Source organism: Longimicrobium sp., from assembly GCA_036377595.1.
Classification (GTDB): Bacteria; Gemmatimonadota; Gemmatimonadetes; order Longimicrobiales; family Longimicrobiaceae; genus Longimicrobium.
In genome coordinates this window covers 108,231-122,431 of sequence record DASUYB010000143.1, presented here as the reverse complement: position 1 = coordinate 122,431, position 14,201 = coordinate 108,231, and the positions used below count along the sequence as shown (strand labels likewise).

Here is a 14,201-nt window from a genome sequence, read left to right as displayed (position 1 = left end):
AGCCCGTTGTTCCCGTGGTCGTTGATGGCCATGAACGCCAGCGACACGTTCTGCGCGCTCGACAGGTAGACCCCGTTCCCCGCGATCGCGCCGTCCGCCCCGCTCGTGTTCTGGATCGTCCCGCCCGAGCCGGCGGTGCCGTTGCCGCTCACCGTCAGGCCCCCGGCGCCCGTGCTGCTCAGCACGATGCCGTTGGCGCCGCCGTTGGCGCTGATCGAGCGGAAGTTCAGCCCGGCGCCACCGATCGTGGTCCCGCTCACGTTCAGCGCGATCCCGCCGGCCGACGTGATCGAGTTGTGCGTGCCGGCGATGGTCAGCGTGCCGCCACCGGTGGCGTTGATGCCATTCCCCGAGGTCGTCGTCACCTTCACCGAGTCCACGAAGCTTACCGTGGCCGCGGTGCTCGTCATGTTGATGCCGGCGCTGGTGCCGGTGTTCAGCACCACGCTGGGTCCGGCGAAGCTGATGTTGCCCGTGCCGTTGTTGGTCAGTGCGATGCCGGTGCCCGATCCGTTGGTCTTGCTGATCGTGCCGTTGTAGGTGAAGCCCAGGCCGGCCGCGCCGGCATCGATCCGCACCGCCTCGTTCAGCGGGTTGGTGATCGACGTGTTGCTGCTGAACGTCACGGCCGCCAGCGACCCGTTCTGGACGTCGATCCCGGCGTCGCTTCCCGCACCGCCCAGCGTGTTGGTGCCGCTGAAGTTGTACGTGCCGTCGGCGTTGTCGAGCAGGATGCCGGTGGAGCCGGCGGCGGTGCTGGTGGCGCTAAGCGTGCCCGGGAAGGCAATCGTCCGGATGGTGTGATTGCTGATCGACACCAGCCGCCCCGTCTGCGTCCCGTTCTTGGTGATATTGCCCTGGAACGTCACCGCCGCGCTGCTGGCGTCGAGGTTGAACGCATTCCCCGCGGTGCCGTTCAGCGTCAGGTTCGGCCCGAACGTGAAGTTGGTGCTCGACGAGCCGTTCAGGATGTCCACGCCGACGCTGTCGCCGGTGAACGTAGTCGGCGACGACGGGATGATCAGGTAGATCCCGTCGGCGTTGTCGAAGGTCAGGCCGCGCGAGCCGCCCGAGGCGGTCAGCGCGCCGGTCAGGTTCAGCGTGGCGCCGGTGTTCGTGTGGCCGGTCACCAGCAGCAGCGGCTGGGCGTTGGCCTGGCTGAGCGAGCCCGCCCAGTTCACCGTGCCAGCGGCGTTGCCCGTCACCTGCAGCGCCGCGCCGTTCGCGCTGCCGGTGATCGTGCCGCCGCTCACCGTGAAGGTGCCGCCCACAGCGCTCAGGATGGCGCCGTGCGTGGAGCTACCCGACCCGCTGACGCTGGTGAACGTCCCGCTCACCGTGCCGGTGGCCAGGTTCAGCGCCGGCCCGCCGGTGGCGGTCACGGCCAGGTTGGCCACGTCGAGCGTGCCGAAGGTGCTGCCCGCCAGGGCCGCGCCCGCGCTCGACGTCAGGTTCAGCCCCTTCACCACGTAGCCGGTCCCGCTCGAGGCCAGCGTCACGCCGGTGCCGGTGGACACGGTCAGCGTGGGCTGGCTCCCGCTGGTCAGCAGCGTGACCGGGTTCACCGTCATGTTCGGGCTGCCGCCCAGCGACCGGGTGACGTTGCTTCCCAGCCCGGTGCCGATCAGCGCCGCGCCGTTCGGAAGCGCCAGGCCGGCGGAAACGGTGGCGCTGGACAGCAGGAACACCGTGTCCTTGGCCGCGATGGGCGAGCCGAAGGTGAAGTTCCCCGACGGCGAGGCCTGCGTGCCGTTGCCGCTGCCGCCGCCGGTCACGAACCAGAAGCGGTCGGGCATGCGGATGATGACCTTGCCCGGTGCGGTGCCGCCGCGGGCGTCGGTCAGCGTGTAGGTGGCGCTGTCGAGCCCCACGTAGCCCACCGCGGGGGTGTACGTCAGCCCGCCGTCCACGTCGATGCTGATCGAGCCATGGGCCGGGGGGACGGGGACTGCCGTGATGCTGATCGCGTCGCCGTCGGCATCGGAGTCGTTCCCCTTCAGCCCGGTGGCGGTGATCTGCACGTTGCCGATGCCGTCGACCGAGTCGCGGCCCGCCACCGGCAGCGAGTTGCCGTAGCCGTTGAAGGTGGCCGTGGCCGTCCCCGAGGTCACCGTCAGCGTGTTGGCGCCGGCGGCCAGCGTCCAGCTGCCCACCTCCGCGTCGCCGCTGCCGTCGGTGCTGGTGGTGCCGCCGGTCACGCTTCCGCCCGCCGACGGAGTGAAGGTGACGGTCGTGCCCGTGGCCACCACGTTCCCGTACTGGTCGGTGATGTGGACCTTCGGCTTGATCGGCACCGCCGTCCCCGCCGTCACCGTCTGGTTGTCACCCGCCGTCTTGGCGATGGTGAACGGCACGTCCGGCTCGGCCGTGGCGGTGAAGGTTACGTCCGTCAGGCCCGTAGCCGAAGCCTTCACCGTGTTGTTGCTGGTGCCCGAGGCCGTGCCGAGCGTCCAGCTGGCCAGCGTGGCGATGCCCGACGCGTCGGTGTTGACGGTGACCGATGCACCCGAGGTGGAGCCGTTGTTCACCGAGCCGCCGCCGGCGGTCACGTTGAAGGTGACCGTCACGCCGGGGACGGGGTTGTTCAGCGCGTCCTTTACCAGCACCGAGGGCGGAGCCGCGACCGGCTTGCCCACCGTGTCCGACTGCGTGGGGGCCGAGTTGGCCGTCATGCTGGCCGGCGCGCCCGGGGTCACCGTGGCGGTGAACACCACGTCGGTGAGCCCCGTGGACGAGGCCGTCACCGAGTCCACGCCCACCGTGTTGCCGACGGTCCAGCTGGTCAGCGTGGCGATGCCGGACGCGTTGGTGGTGATGGTGACCGCGGAGCCGGTGGTCGAGCCGTCGCTCACCGTGCCACTGGTCGCGCCTGTGGTGAAGGTCACCGAAACGCCCGGGACCGGGTTGTTCAGCGCGTCCTTCACGATCACGCTGGGCGGCGCCGCCACGGCGGTCCCCGCGTTGGCGCTCTGCGTGGTGGCCGAGTTGGCCGTCATGCTGGCCGCCGCGCCCGGATTCACCACGATCTGGACCTTGCCGGTGCGCCCCGAGTTGCCGGTGGCGGTGATGGTGTCGGTCCCCACGCCGGTGGCCGTCACCAGGCCGGTGTTGGGATCGACCGTCGTCGCATGCCCGGTGCTCGACCAGGTCACGCTTTCGCCGGGGATCGGGTTGCCCACCTGCGTGCGCGCGGTGTCCTCGAGCTGCAGCGTGGAGCCCGCGGTGATGGTGTTGGTGGGGATCAGCGTGGGGCTGGGCGCGTGCGAGGGAGGATAGATGTCGATCCACCCCTGCGGGAACTGCACCTTGCCGGCCACGTACACCAGGAACTGGAAGTGGGTGACCGTGTTCGGCATCTGGAAGTGCCAGTTCACGGGCGGCGTCACCGAGTTCGTCGCGAGCGGCGCCGGGTACTCGTAGTAGTGCTGGTTCGAGGCGGTGAAGGTTCCCGTCCCCCCGCCCTGCACGTCGATCTCCCCGCTGCCGGCGTCGGCGACCGGCGCGGTGGCGAAGAACACCCGCACCGCCTCCGCATTGACCGCACCGGTGGCGCTGTCGACGCCCAGCGTCTGCGGGATCAGGTTCTTGACGGTGACGTCGAAGGTGAAGTCGATCGTGCCCGCGTTATCGACGCTGGAGACGTTCGACGACGTCAGCTCCACGTACACGTGCTGGTTGCCGAGGAGCACGCCCCGCGCGCCCGTGGCGCCGGTCGGCGCGTCGCACTTCACCGTCTTCGCGCGCACGTCGGCGCCGCAGAGGATGGCGGCCAGCCCCTTGTCGGGCCCGTTGGGCACCACGGCGATGGGCGTGCCCACCGGGAAGCGCTTCATGTCGCGCCCGGCGGCGAAGGCGTTGATGATGGCCGCGTCGGCCGAGGTCACGCGCCCGTCGCCGTTGGCGTCGCCGCGGCCGGCCACGTCGGCGCCCGCGGGAACCGCGCGGCCGACGAGGTAGTTGGCCACGATGCGGGCGTCGGCCGCGGTCACGCGGCCGTCGCCGTCCACGTCGCCGCGGATGGGCTGGCCGGACTGCTGCGCGGAAAGGCCCGGGGCGGCGGCAAGGAGCGCCGCGCCCAGGGCCATCAGAAACCTGCTCGCGTTGCGAAGCATCGGAGTACTTGGTTCTTATGAGCCGCGCGCGGCGGGAGGCGCCGCGCGCGTAAGGAAGGCGAGAGGGTTCTCAGCGCTGCTGGTAGAGGAGGGTGCCGTTCTTCACCTGCGCCGTGACGTCGGCGTACTCGGTGGCGTCGGTCACCTCCTCGAAGGTCACCCGGAACGTCTCGCGGGTGACCGCGCCCTTGGCGGTGAAGCGCATCCGCAGCAGCTGCGCGCCCTCGGTCCCGTCGAGCGCCATGCCGGCGAAGCGGATGTGCCCGGGCGACACTTCGTTGGCGTCGCCGATCACCCCTTCGGGAAGGTCGGCGCTCTGCAGCGACAGCGCCTGCGGGTCGAACACCACCTCGCCCTGGTAGCTGGCCAGGGTCAGCCCGCCGGGCACCTGGCGCAGGCCCAGGTCCACGTTGGCCGTGCCCTTGCTGGTGGACACCGTCATGTGCGGGTACAGCCCCGCGCCCGCGTCGGTGGGCAGCCCGTCGCCGTTGGGATTGGCGTCGGTGCATGCGGCGAGCGACGCGATGGCGGCGGCGGTTGCCAGCCAGCGGAACCGACTACGCGTGTTTGCCATGGGGTACGACTCACTGCGGAAGTGGATGCGTCTCGGCGACAGGCGCCGAGTGGAGGCGTGCGAAGGCGGAAAAGCTGAAGGGGCGGAGAGCCGGAGGGATGCCGGGGGATCCGCCGTTCAAACGACCACCGCGGGGCGTACCGGAGGGGCGGCCGGCGGTGTGTCAACTGCTTCCCGCCGCCGGGGTCCGGCGCGCAAGGGGTGTGACGGCAATATTATACAGACTCTGGTCAACTGCCACAAGTCAGCGGCGCAGTTGGGGCAAGCGGGTACAACGGGGCGGGTGCGCCTCGCCTCTGGCGCCGCTAAATGGATCTGCCGCACGCCGACCGGCCCCAGCGGGCGCAAACACCTGACGGGAGTTGGGGTTCGGAGACTCGCGACCGCCGCACCCGCACCCGCCGGGCGGAAGCCCGCGTCGCGGCCGCCGCTCCCATCCGGCGAATCTCCAGCGGGAGGCGCGGGGACGCCGGCGCGCCGCGCCGGGCTCGTCCCCGCCGCCCGGGAGCGTACGGTGTGGGAGGAGTGGGACACGCATGTCCCGGACGCCAGGCTCCGCGCCTGGTCTCGCCGCCCGCTACGCCGCCTTCCGCCGCAGCGCCCTGGCGATCCGCTCGCCCGCCTCGCGCAGCCGGTCCTCGGGCTCGATCAGCGCGAAGCGCACGTGCCCCTCGCCCTCGCGCCCGAAGCCCACGCCGGGGGAAACCACCACGCCGGCCTCGCGCAGGAGGTGGCGCGCGAACTCCATGCTTCCCATGTGCAGGTACTCGCCAGGGATGGGCGCCCACACGAACATGGTGGCGCGCGGCGGGGGCACGGGCCACCCCGCGCGGTGCAGCTCGCCGACGAGCGCCTCGGCGCGGCGGCGGTACACCTCGCGCGTCTCGCCCACGCACTCCTGCCCGGCGCGCAGCGCGTGCGCCGCGGCGATCTGGATCGGCTGGAAGATCCCGTAGTCCAGGTAGCTCTTGATCTTGGTGAGCGCCTGCACCATCGCGGTGTTCCCCACGCAGAACCCCACCCGCCATCCCGCCATGCAGTAGCTCTTCGACATCGAGAAGAACTCGACGCCCACGTCCATCGCGCCCGGCACCTGCAGCAGGCTGGGCGGCTCTTCGTCGCCGAACGAGAAGTCGGCGTAGGCGAAGTCATGCACCAGCAGCAGCCGCTCGCGCCGGCAGAGCTCCACCGCGCGCTCCAGCAACTCGGGCGTGGCGCTGAGCGTGGTGGGGTTGTTGGGGAAGGAGAGGACGAGCGCCTTGGGCCGCGGCCAGGTCGACGCGCACGCGGCCTCGACGGCGGAGAGGAGCGCATCGCCCACCACGTAGCCGTCCTCGTCGCCCACCAGGGGGATGGAGTGCACGTGCCCGCCGGCGAACACCACCGAGTAGTAGTGGATGGGGTACGCGGGCGAGGGAACGATCACCGTGTCGCCGCTGTCGAGCAGCGCCAGCATCAGGTGCGCGATCCCCTCCTTGGCGCCGATGGTGACCACCACCTGCGTCTCGGGATCCACCGTCACGCCGTAGCGGCGGGCATAGTGCTCGGCCATCGCCTCGCGCAGGCCGTGGATCCCCCGGCTGGCGCTGTAGCGGTGGTTCCTGGCATCGGCCGCGTTGGCCACCAGCTCGTCAACGATGTGGCCGGGGGTGCCCAGGTCAGGGTTCCCCATCCCAAGGTCGATCACGTCCTCGCCGGCGGCGATGCGCTCGGCCTTCTCGGCGTTCACCTGCGCGAACACGTAGGCGGGAAGCCCGGACAGCCGGGGGAAGTCGGCGGCGGAGCGCGGCGGCCAGTCGGCGGCCGGAGAGATGTCGGTCATCGGTGGAGCGGATCGTGGGTGCAAGGAACACCGACCCGGCCGGTTTCTCTCGGCCGGGTCGGAGCTTCCGATCTCGTCGGTGGCATACGCTGCCGATGCAGGATTCTAGCCGTCGGCGCGCCGTTTCGCACGGGGGCGAACGCCGGAGGAGACGGAAGACGGAGCGCCGCCCCGGCCGGGTGCCGGAGCGGCGCTTCTCCCCGTCGGCGAAGGCTACGACCCGGGCTTCGGCTCGGGCACGGCGGCGATGGGAACGCGCAGGTGCGGCGGCGCGGCGCGGGGCGCGGCGGCCCTCGGGTCCGGGGCGCCCGCGCCCGGGCCGGCGATCAGCTCGCGCAGCCCGCCCACCGACGCCATCAGCCCCGCGGCCTCGTAGGGGAGGTAGACGATCTTCTCCGCCGAACCGTCGCCCATCGACTTCAGCGCGTCGACGTAGCGCACGCCGATGAGGTAGGCGGCCGGGTTGGCGGCGGGGCCGCCCAGCGAGTCGGAGATCAGCCGGATGGCCTCGGCCTCGGCCTGCGCCACCCGCACCCGCGCCTGCGCCTCGGCCTCGGCCGCCATGATGCGTGCCTTCTGCTCGCCGGTGGCGCGCGCGATCTGCGCCTCGCGCATCCCCTCGGCCTCGAGGATGGCGCTCTGCTTGGCCGCCTCGGCCGTCAGCACCGCCGCGCGCTTGTCGCGCTCGGCGCGCATCTGCTTCTCCATGGCGTGGCGGATCTCGGGCGGGGGGTTGATGTCCTGGATCTCCACCCGGTTGACCTTGACGCCCCACTTGTCGCTGGCGGTGTCGAGGATCTGGCGCAGCGCGGTGTTGACCTTGTCGCGCGAGGAGAGCAGCTCGTCCAGGTCCATCTCGCCCACCACGTTGCGCAGGCTGGTCTGGGTCAGCTTCTCGATGGCGCCGGGGAGGTCGGCGATCTCGTACACGGCGCGCCGCGGGTCGGTGATCTGGAAGTAGATCATCGCGTTGATCTCCGTGGCCACGTTGTCGCGCGTGATCACGTTCTGCCGCGGGAAGTCGTACAGCTGCTCGCGCAGGTCGATCTTGCTCGACGTGCTCTTCCGGTGGATGATCTGCCCGTTGATCTCGGTGGTGAAGCGCCAGTGGATGCGGCGGGGCTGGTCGATGAGGGGGATGATCACGTTGATCCCCGAGTCGAGCGTGCGATGATAGCGGCCCAGCCGCTCGATCACCATCGTCTCCGCCTGCTGCACCACGGTGAAGCCCATGGCCACCATCACCACCGCGAACACCACCAGCGCCACGACGAGAAGGAAAACGGACATGATTCAGATCTCCTGCTGAGGATACCGGGCGACCGTCAGCGTCACCCCCTGTACGTCGAGCACCACCACCTGCTCTCCCGCGTCCAGCGCGCTCCCGTCCGCCGTCACCGCGCGCCAGTCGTCGCCGCCCACCGTCACGCGCCCCGCGCGGTGGGCATCGCGCACCGGCTCCAGCACCAGTCCCACCGCGCCGGGGAGCGCGGCGACGTTCGTCGCCACCTGTTGCGACGCGGGGTGGAGGAGCGCCCCGAACAGCGGCCGCGCCTTGAGCAGCGAGAGGAGGGCGGCCGCGCCGAACACCGCCAGCTGCGCCACCAGGCCCGCCCCCAGCGCGGCGGCCACGGCGGGCGCCACCGCGGCCGCGGCCAGGGCGATCAGGAACAGCGTCCCGGTGAGCGCCTCGGCGATCAGCAGGACGACGGCCGCGAGCGCCCACAACAGCCATGCTTGCATGGGAACTGGAGACGGTGGGAAATTCGGAGACGCGGTGGCGGAACTCGCCGGGGGCCGGTAGAAAGCTACCGAAAGTGAGCGTTAACCATCGCACCCGGCGGCGGATGGAGCAAGGGGGAAGCCTCGTCCGTTCCGTCCACGGGACCTGATGCAGAAACGCCGCCCCGGCGCAATGCCGGAGCGGCGTTCAAATCTCGACGACGGCGGAGGTCAGTCCGCGTTGGCCTCGGGGGCCGGCGCCTCGCCCGCGGCCAGCGCCTCGAGCGGGATCACGGAGACCTTCTTGCGCGTCTTGTCCTTGCGGCCGAACTGCACGATCCCGTCGACCAGGGCGAACAGGGTGTCGTCGTTGGCGCGGCGGACGTTCTCGCCCGCGTGGAACTTGGTGCCGCGCTGCCGGACCAGGATGTTCCCGGCCAGCACGCGCTCGCCGCCGTACTTCTTCACGCCCAGGCGCTGGGCGTTCGAATCGCGGCCGTTGCGGGTAGACCCGCCACCTTTCTTGTGAGCCATTTCAACTCCTCCTTCAGCCGAGGCTGATGTCGTTCACGCACACCTCGGTGAACCCCTGCCGGTGGCCCTGCTTGCGGCGGTAGTTCTTGCGGCGCTTGTGCTTGAAGATGGTGATCTTCTCGCCCCTGCCGTGGCGGACCACCTCGGCCGTGATGCTCGCCCCGTCCACCACCGGCGTGCCCACCTTGATGGTGTCGCCGTCGGCGCCGAGCAGCACCTGGTCGAACTGGATGGTCTGGCCCGGCTCGGTGTCGAGCGACTGGATTCGCAGGGTCTTCCCCGGCTCGGCGCGATACTGGTGACCGCCGATGCGGACGATGGCGTACATTGGGTTCCGATACTCCCGATTGGCGGACGGAACTTGCCCGAAACAAAACAAGACGCTGAATATCGCAGGATTTACCGGTTTCGTCAACCCCGGCACCCCCGCAAAATCCAGCGCCGACGCGGTGAAGTCGCCTCCCGGGCGTCCGTCCGTGGCTCCAGAGGCGGCGTCGTGGCGAACAATCTAACCGCACCCCGCCCGAAGATGTACCCCTCCCGCTTCCCGATCCCCAAAATCCGTTCACGTACCGGCTGTCCTGGCCTCACGCGGAGGCGCGGAGACGCGGAGGATTCGGGACTTCCTTCCGCGTCTCCGCGCCTCCGCGTGAGATCTCTGAATCAGATCGCCAGCCGGCGCGAGCGGGCGCGCGACAGGGCGGCGGTGCGCGCGTCGAAGTACTCGGCCACCACGGCGCCGCCGCAGTCCACCCCCACGCTGTGGCCGCGCGAGAGGGTGCGCCACCGGTTGGCGCGCACCGTGGCCAGCCGCGGCGCGCCGGCGGCGAGCTTCGTGTCCACGATCACCAGCGAGCCGTCCGCGGCGAGCGCGAGGACCGCGCCCGAGTCCGGCCGCAGCGTGGCGCAGAGCGTGACGGTGCAGCTCGACGCGTCGGCCTTGCACGATCCCCCGCTGCCGCCGGTGCGCGAGCAGTAGCAGCCGTACCGGTCGCATCCGCACGAGATGGTGCAGACGCTCGGCCGGATCGCGGTCTGCGCGGCCGACGGGGAGGCGGACGCGAGCACCGCGATCGCGGCGGCAAGGAGACTCATCCACGGGCGCATCATATCCTCCGGCGAAACGGGCGGAGACGGCTAACGCGGGGAGATGGACAGCTCGTAGATCACCACCTCGTCGTAGTCGAGCGTGCGGATGGCGGCGATCCGGTTCCCGCTGCGGCTGACGACCATCACCGGCTCGCGCAGCGGGGTGCGGCGGATCAGCCGGCACGCGGTGTCGAGCAGGTCCAGCGTCTCGCGCTTGGTGCGGGGGTCGTGGATGACGTTCAGGTACAGCCCGCGGCCCACCGCCAGCACACTGGCCGCGTGGACGAAGCGGCCCCATTCCAGCCGCCGCTCGAGCCCGCGCTCGCTGACTACGCTGGCGGGCGGGGTGGTCCATTCCGGGCGGCCCACGCAGCGCGTCTTCAGCCGCCCCGCGGGGTCGTAGAAATCGACCTGGTACGGGCTCTTGTTGCTGTAGACCAGCGTCTGCCCGTCGAGCACGGCGGGGCCGCCCAGGAGGCTGGACTCGAACCCGCCCAGCCGCTCCGGCCGCAGTTCCGGGCCCAGCGAGCCGAGCCGCGTCCCGTCGCGGCGGAGGCGCTGCAGCGGGCGCTCCTCGCCCGAGCCGTAGGCGGCCACCAGCAGGGTGCCGTCGGGAAGGAACTCCATCGCGTTCACGATCCACGAGGGCGGCGTGCCGAAGCTGCGCCGGTAGCGCAGGTCGGGGCCGAAGACCGACACCCGCGCCGCCCCCATGTCCCACACGAACAGCGAGTCGCTGGCGTCGACGCGCACCCGCCAGGGGTTGGTGAACTCGCCCGGGCCCGTGCCCTCGCGCCCCACGGTGGCGACGAAGCGGCCGTCGGGGCCGAAGACGGCGACGCGGTGATTGAGATCGTCCGCGACGTACACGCGGCCGCGCCGGTCGAACGCCACGTCGGCCACGCGGCCGAAGCTGTCGTGCGCGCCATCGGCGCTGCCGATCCGCAGCACCTCGCGCAGGAGGAGGCGCGGCCCCTGCCCGTTCATCGGCACCACGTTTCGCGTCACCTGTGCGGACGCGGGCAGGAGTGTCGCCCACGTGCACATCGCCAGCAGAAGGGCCGGGCAGATGCGGCGATTCATGGCACGTCGTCCCCAGAAGACGGATCAGCGCATCACAACCGAAGCGACATTAGAGTAGATGATAAAAACGAAGGAGGGGGCGAACAAGCATCGCGAAAAGAATGGTCTCACGCAGAGCAGCAGAGGCAGCGGAGATGAGTTCTCTGCTGCCTCTGCTGCTCTGCGTGAGACCTGCTGTTTCCGGCGATCAGCCGAGGTTGAAGCGCGAGGAGACGTCCTGGTGGCTGACGCCGGAGATGAGCCTGAAGGCGTCCTGCGCGGCCAGCGGGTCGTCGCGCAGGGCGATCTTCATCCCCAGGCTCTTCTCCATCCCCTTGATCCACCCCGGCTCCTGCTCCAGGACGTAGAGCGCCACCTCGGGGTGCACGCGCACGACCAGGTTCTTCTCCTTCCCCTCGGCCCAGGCGCGGCGGATGGCGCGCTCGATCCGCCGCACCACCGTCTCGGGCGTGAAGATGCGCCCCGTCCCCGCGCAGGTGGGACACGTCTCGGTCTGCGTGTGGTAGAGCGAGGGGCGCACCCGCTGGCGCGTCATCTCGATCAGCCCCAGCTCGCTGACCTGGAACGCCTTGGTGCGCGCCCGGTCGCGCGACAGGTGCTGGCGGAGCTCCTGCAGGACCTTCTCGCGGTTCTGCTTGGTCTCCATGTCGATGAAGTCGCACACGATGATCCCGCCCACGTCGCGCAGCCGCACCTGCCGCGCGATCTCGCGCGCCGCGTCGACGTTGGTCTTCAGGATCGTCTTCTCGGGGTCCTTCTTGCCCGTGTACCGCCCCGTGTTGACGTCGATGGAGACCAGCGCCTCGGTGGGCTCCACGATGATGTAGCCGCCCGAGGGGAGGTTCACCCGGCGCTGGAAGGCGTCGCGGATCTCGCTCTCGATGTCGTAGGCGTCGAAGAGCGGCTTGGGGTCGGTGTACAGCTTCACCCGCTCGATCAGCGAGGGGTCGACCTGCTCGAGGTAGGCGCGCACGTCGTCGTAGACCGGCTGCGAGTCGACGATCAGCGAGTCGACCTTCTGGCTGAACAGGTCGCGGATGATGCCGGCCACCAGCTTGGCCTCGCGGTGCACCGCCGCCGGGGCGCGGGCGCGCGAGGCCTTCTTCTGGATCTGCTTCCAGAGCTGCATCAGGCTGCGCAGCTCGCGCTCGAAGGTCTCGCGCGTGAGCTCCTCGCCCACGGTGCGGACGATCACCCCGCCGGCCTTGGGCGGCAGCGCCTCTCGGGCCAGGGCGCGCAGCCGCGCGCGCTCCTCGCGGTCCTCGATCTTGCGCGAGACGCCCACGTGGTCGCTCCCCGGCATGTAGACCAGGAAGCGCCCCGGGAGGGAGATGTGCGCGGTGACGCGGGGGCCCTTGGTGCCGATGGGCTCCTTCGACACCTGCACCAGCAGCTCCTGACCCTTCTTGACGATGTCCTGGATGGGGGGATAGCGCTGCCCGCGCCGTCCGCCTCCACCGTCCCCGTTCCCCGCCTCGTCCTCGTCGCCGGCGGACGACGAGCCGGGCTCCTCGTCCTCGTCGTCGTCGTCCAGGGCCACGTCGCTGACGTGCAGGAAGGCCGCCTTCTCGGTGCCCACGTCGACGAAGGCGGCCTGGATGCCGGGGAGGACGGCTTCGACCCGCCCCTTGTAGATGTCGCCCACCATCCGCGCCGCGTCGGGGCGGTCGACCATCAGCTCGACCAGCACGTCGTCCTCGAGGATGGCGACGCGCGTCTCGCGGGCGGTGGTGTTCATCAGGATCTCGCGCTTCAATCCGCCTCCTGCCGTGCGGGAGACGGGGCGAGGCCCCGGAGGGGTACGGGCCGACCCCGCGGGGCCTCGGCGGCCCCGCGCTCAGATCGAACCATGCTTGTGACTACCGGTTTCTGGGCCGCCGGCGGGCGAAGACGCCCGCGGGCGGCGGCGTTCAGTGCGTGAGGTCGTGGAGGAGGCTGCGCGCGATCACCAGCCGCTGGATCTCGCTGGTCCCCTCGCCGATCTCGCAGATCTTGGCGTCGCGCATCATGCGCTCCACCGGGTATTCGCGGGTGTAGCCGTAGCCGCCGTGGATCTGCACGGCCCTGGTCGTGACGCGCATGGCCGTCTCGCTGGCGAACAGCTTGGCCATGGCGGCCTGCTTCCCGAACGGCTTCCCCTGCTCCTTCAGCCACGCGGCGTGGTACACGAGGTGCCTGGCGGCCTCGATCTCCGTGGCCATGTCGGCCAGCATGAACTGGATCCCCTGAAAGTCGGAGATGGGCTGCCCGAACTGGCGGCGCTCCAGCGCGTAATTGCGCGCCTGCTCGAGCGCGCCTTCCGCCAGCCCCAGCGACAGCGCGGCGATGCCGATGCGGCCGGAGTCGAGGGTCTTCATGAAGTTGATGAAGCCCATCCCCACCTCGCCCAGCACGTTCTCGTCGGGGACGAAGGAGTTCTCCAGCACCAGCTCGCGGGTGTCGCTGGCGCGCCACCCCATCTTGTCCTCCTTCTTCCCCGCGCGGACGCCCTTCGTATAGCAGAGCTGGCCGTCCTGCGCGTGCCCCACGCCGATCTCCCGCGCCTTCTCCAGGTCGGTGGTGGGCTTGGAGACGATGAAGGAGGTGATCCCCTTCGTCCCCTTCTCCCTGTCCGTCTGCGCGGTGACGACGAAGATCTCGCCCACGCCGGCGTGGGTGATGAAGATCTTGCTCCCGTTCAGGATCCACCCGCCGTCGGTCTTCACCGCGGTGGTCTGCGTCCCCGCGGCGTCGGAGCCGGCGCCGGGCTCGGTCAGCCCGAATCCGCCCAGCACCGTGCCCGAGGCGAGGAGGGGGACGAAGCGCTCCTTCTGCTCGGGCGTGCCGAAGTTCACGATCGGCGAGGAGCCGAGCGTGGTGTGGGCCGACACGGTGATGGCGTGGCTGGCGTCGACCCGGGCCAGCTCGTTGATCACGATCATGTAGGCGATGCCGTCCATCCCGGCGCCGCCCAGCTCCTCGGGCCAGGGGATGCCGAACAGCCCCAGCTCGCCCATCTTCTTCACGTTCTCCCACGGGAACTCGCCCGACCGGTCGAGCTCTGCGGCCACGGGCGCGATCTCGTTCTCGGCGAAATCGCGCACCATGTCGCGGATCATCAGGTGGTTCTCGTCGAAGTACCGGTCCATCGCTCTATGCCTTCAGGTCGTTCGGTCACGCGTCCAGGATCTTGCCGAAACCGCGGGAATCTAGCCCGCACGCAAGGAAACCGAAAGGATCGGGCCACGAGGTGAAAAGCGGACGCTGTCCGATAGAGCGCGATCTC

At 70.4% G+C, this 14,201-nt stretch carries 11 protein-coding genes; all 11 read right to left on the bottom strand.

Features of this window, described 5'->3' with window-relative positions:
* A partial coding sequence (locus tag VF092_25725; GenBank protein HEX6750713.1) for an Ig-like domain-containing protein occupies window positions 1-4,085 on the bottom strand: 4,085 nt, incomplete at its 3' end.
* Between the two features lie 97 nt (window positions 4,086-4,182).
* The gene (locus VF092_25720) at window positions 4,183-4,686 is read right to left on the bottom strand and encodes a cohesin domain-containing protein (GenBank protein ID HEX6750712.1); all 504 of its coding nucleotides are present in this window, start codon (window positions 4,684-4,686) and stop codon (window positions 4,183-4,185) included.
* A gap of 577 nt (window positions 4,687-5,263) precedes the next feature.
* Window positions 5,264-6,508 (bottom strand): aminotransferase class I/II-fold pyridoxal phosphate-dependent enzyme, encoded by a 1,245-nt coding sequence (locus VF092_25715; protein HEX6750711.1) that lies wholly within the window; start codon window positions 6,506-6,508, stop codon window positions 5,264-5,266.
* Window positions 6,509-6,721: 213 nt separating this feature from the next.
* Window positions 6,722-7,798: a stomatin-like protein gene (locus tag VF092_25710; protein HEX6750710.1), complete on the bottom strand. Its 1,077-nt coding sequence runs from the start codon at window positions 7,796-7,798 to the stop codon at window positions 6,722-6,724.
* A 3-nt stretch (window positions 7,799-7,801) separates the two neighbouring features.
* Window positions 7,802-8,251, bottom strand: coding sequence for an NfeD family protein (locus VF092_25705; protein ID HEX6750709.1), 450 nt, complete (start codon window positions 8,249-8,251; stop codon window positions 7,802-7,804).
* Window positions 8,252-8,461: 210 nt separating this feature from the next.
* Window positions 8,462-8,764: a 50S ribosomal protein L27 gene (gene rpmA, locus VF092_25700; protein ID HEX6750708.1), complete on the bottom strand. Its 303-nt coding sequence runs from the start codon at window positions 8,762-8,764 to the stop codon at window positions 8,462-8,464.
* Between the two features lie 13 nt (window positions 8,765-8,777).
* Entirely contained in the window at window positions 8,778-9,092 is a 315-nt protein-coding gene (gene rplU / locus VF092_25695; GenBank protein HEX6750707.1) for a 50S ribosomal protein L21, read from the bottom strand.
* 335 nt (window positions 9,093-9,427) lie between these two features.
* Window positions 9,428-9,871, bottom strand: coding sequence for a hypothetical protein (locus VF092_25690; protein ID HEX6750706.1), 444 nt, complete (start codon window positions 9,869-9,871; stop codon window positions 9,428-9,430).
* 30 nt (window positions 9,872-9,901) lie between these two features.
* The gene (locus VF092_25685) at window positions 9,902-10,936 is read right to left on the bottom strand and encodes an NHL repeat-containing protein (protein HEX6750705.1); all 1,035 of its coding nucleotides are present in this window, start codon (window positions 10,934-10,936) and stop codon (window positions 9,902-9,904) included.
* 187 nt (window positions 10,937-11,123) lie between these two features.
* The gene (locus VF092_25680; protein ID HEX6750704.1) at window positions 11,124-12,692 is read right to left on the bottom strand and encodes an Rne/Rng family ribonuclease; all 1,569 of its coding nucleotides are present in this window, start codon (window positions 12,690-12,692) and stop codon (window positions 11,124-11,126) included.
* A gap of 154 nt (window positions 12,693-12,846) precedes the next feature.
* Window positions 12,847-14,064: an acyl-CoA dehydrogenase gene (locus VF092_25675; protein ID HEX6750703.1), complete on the bottom strand. Its 1,218-nt coding sequence runs from the start codon at window positions 14,062-14,064 to the stop codon at window positions 12,847-12,849.
* Window positions 14,065-14,201: the final 137 nt, after the last annotated feature.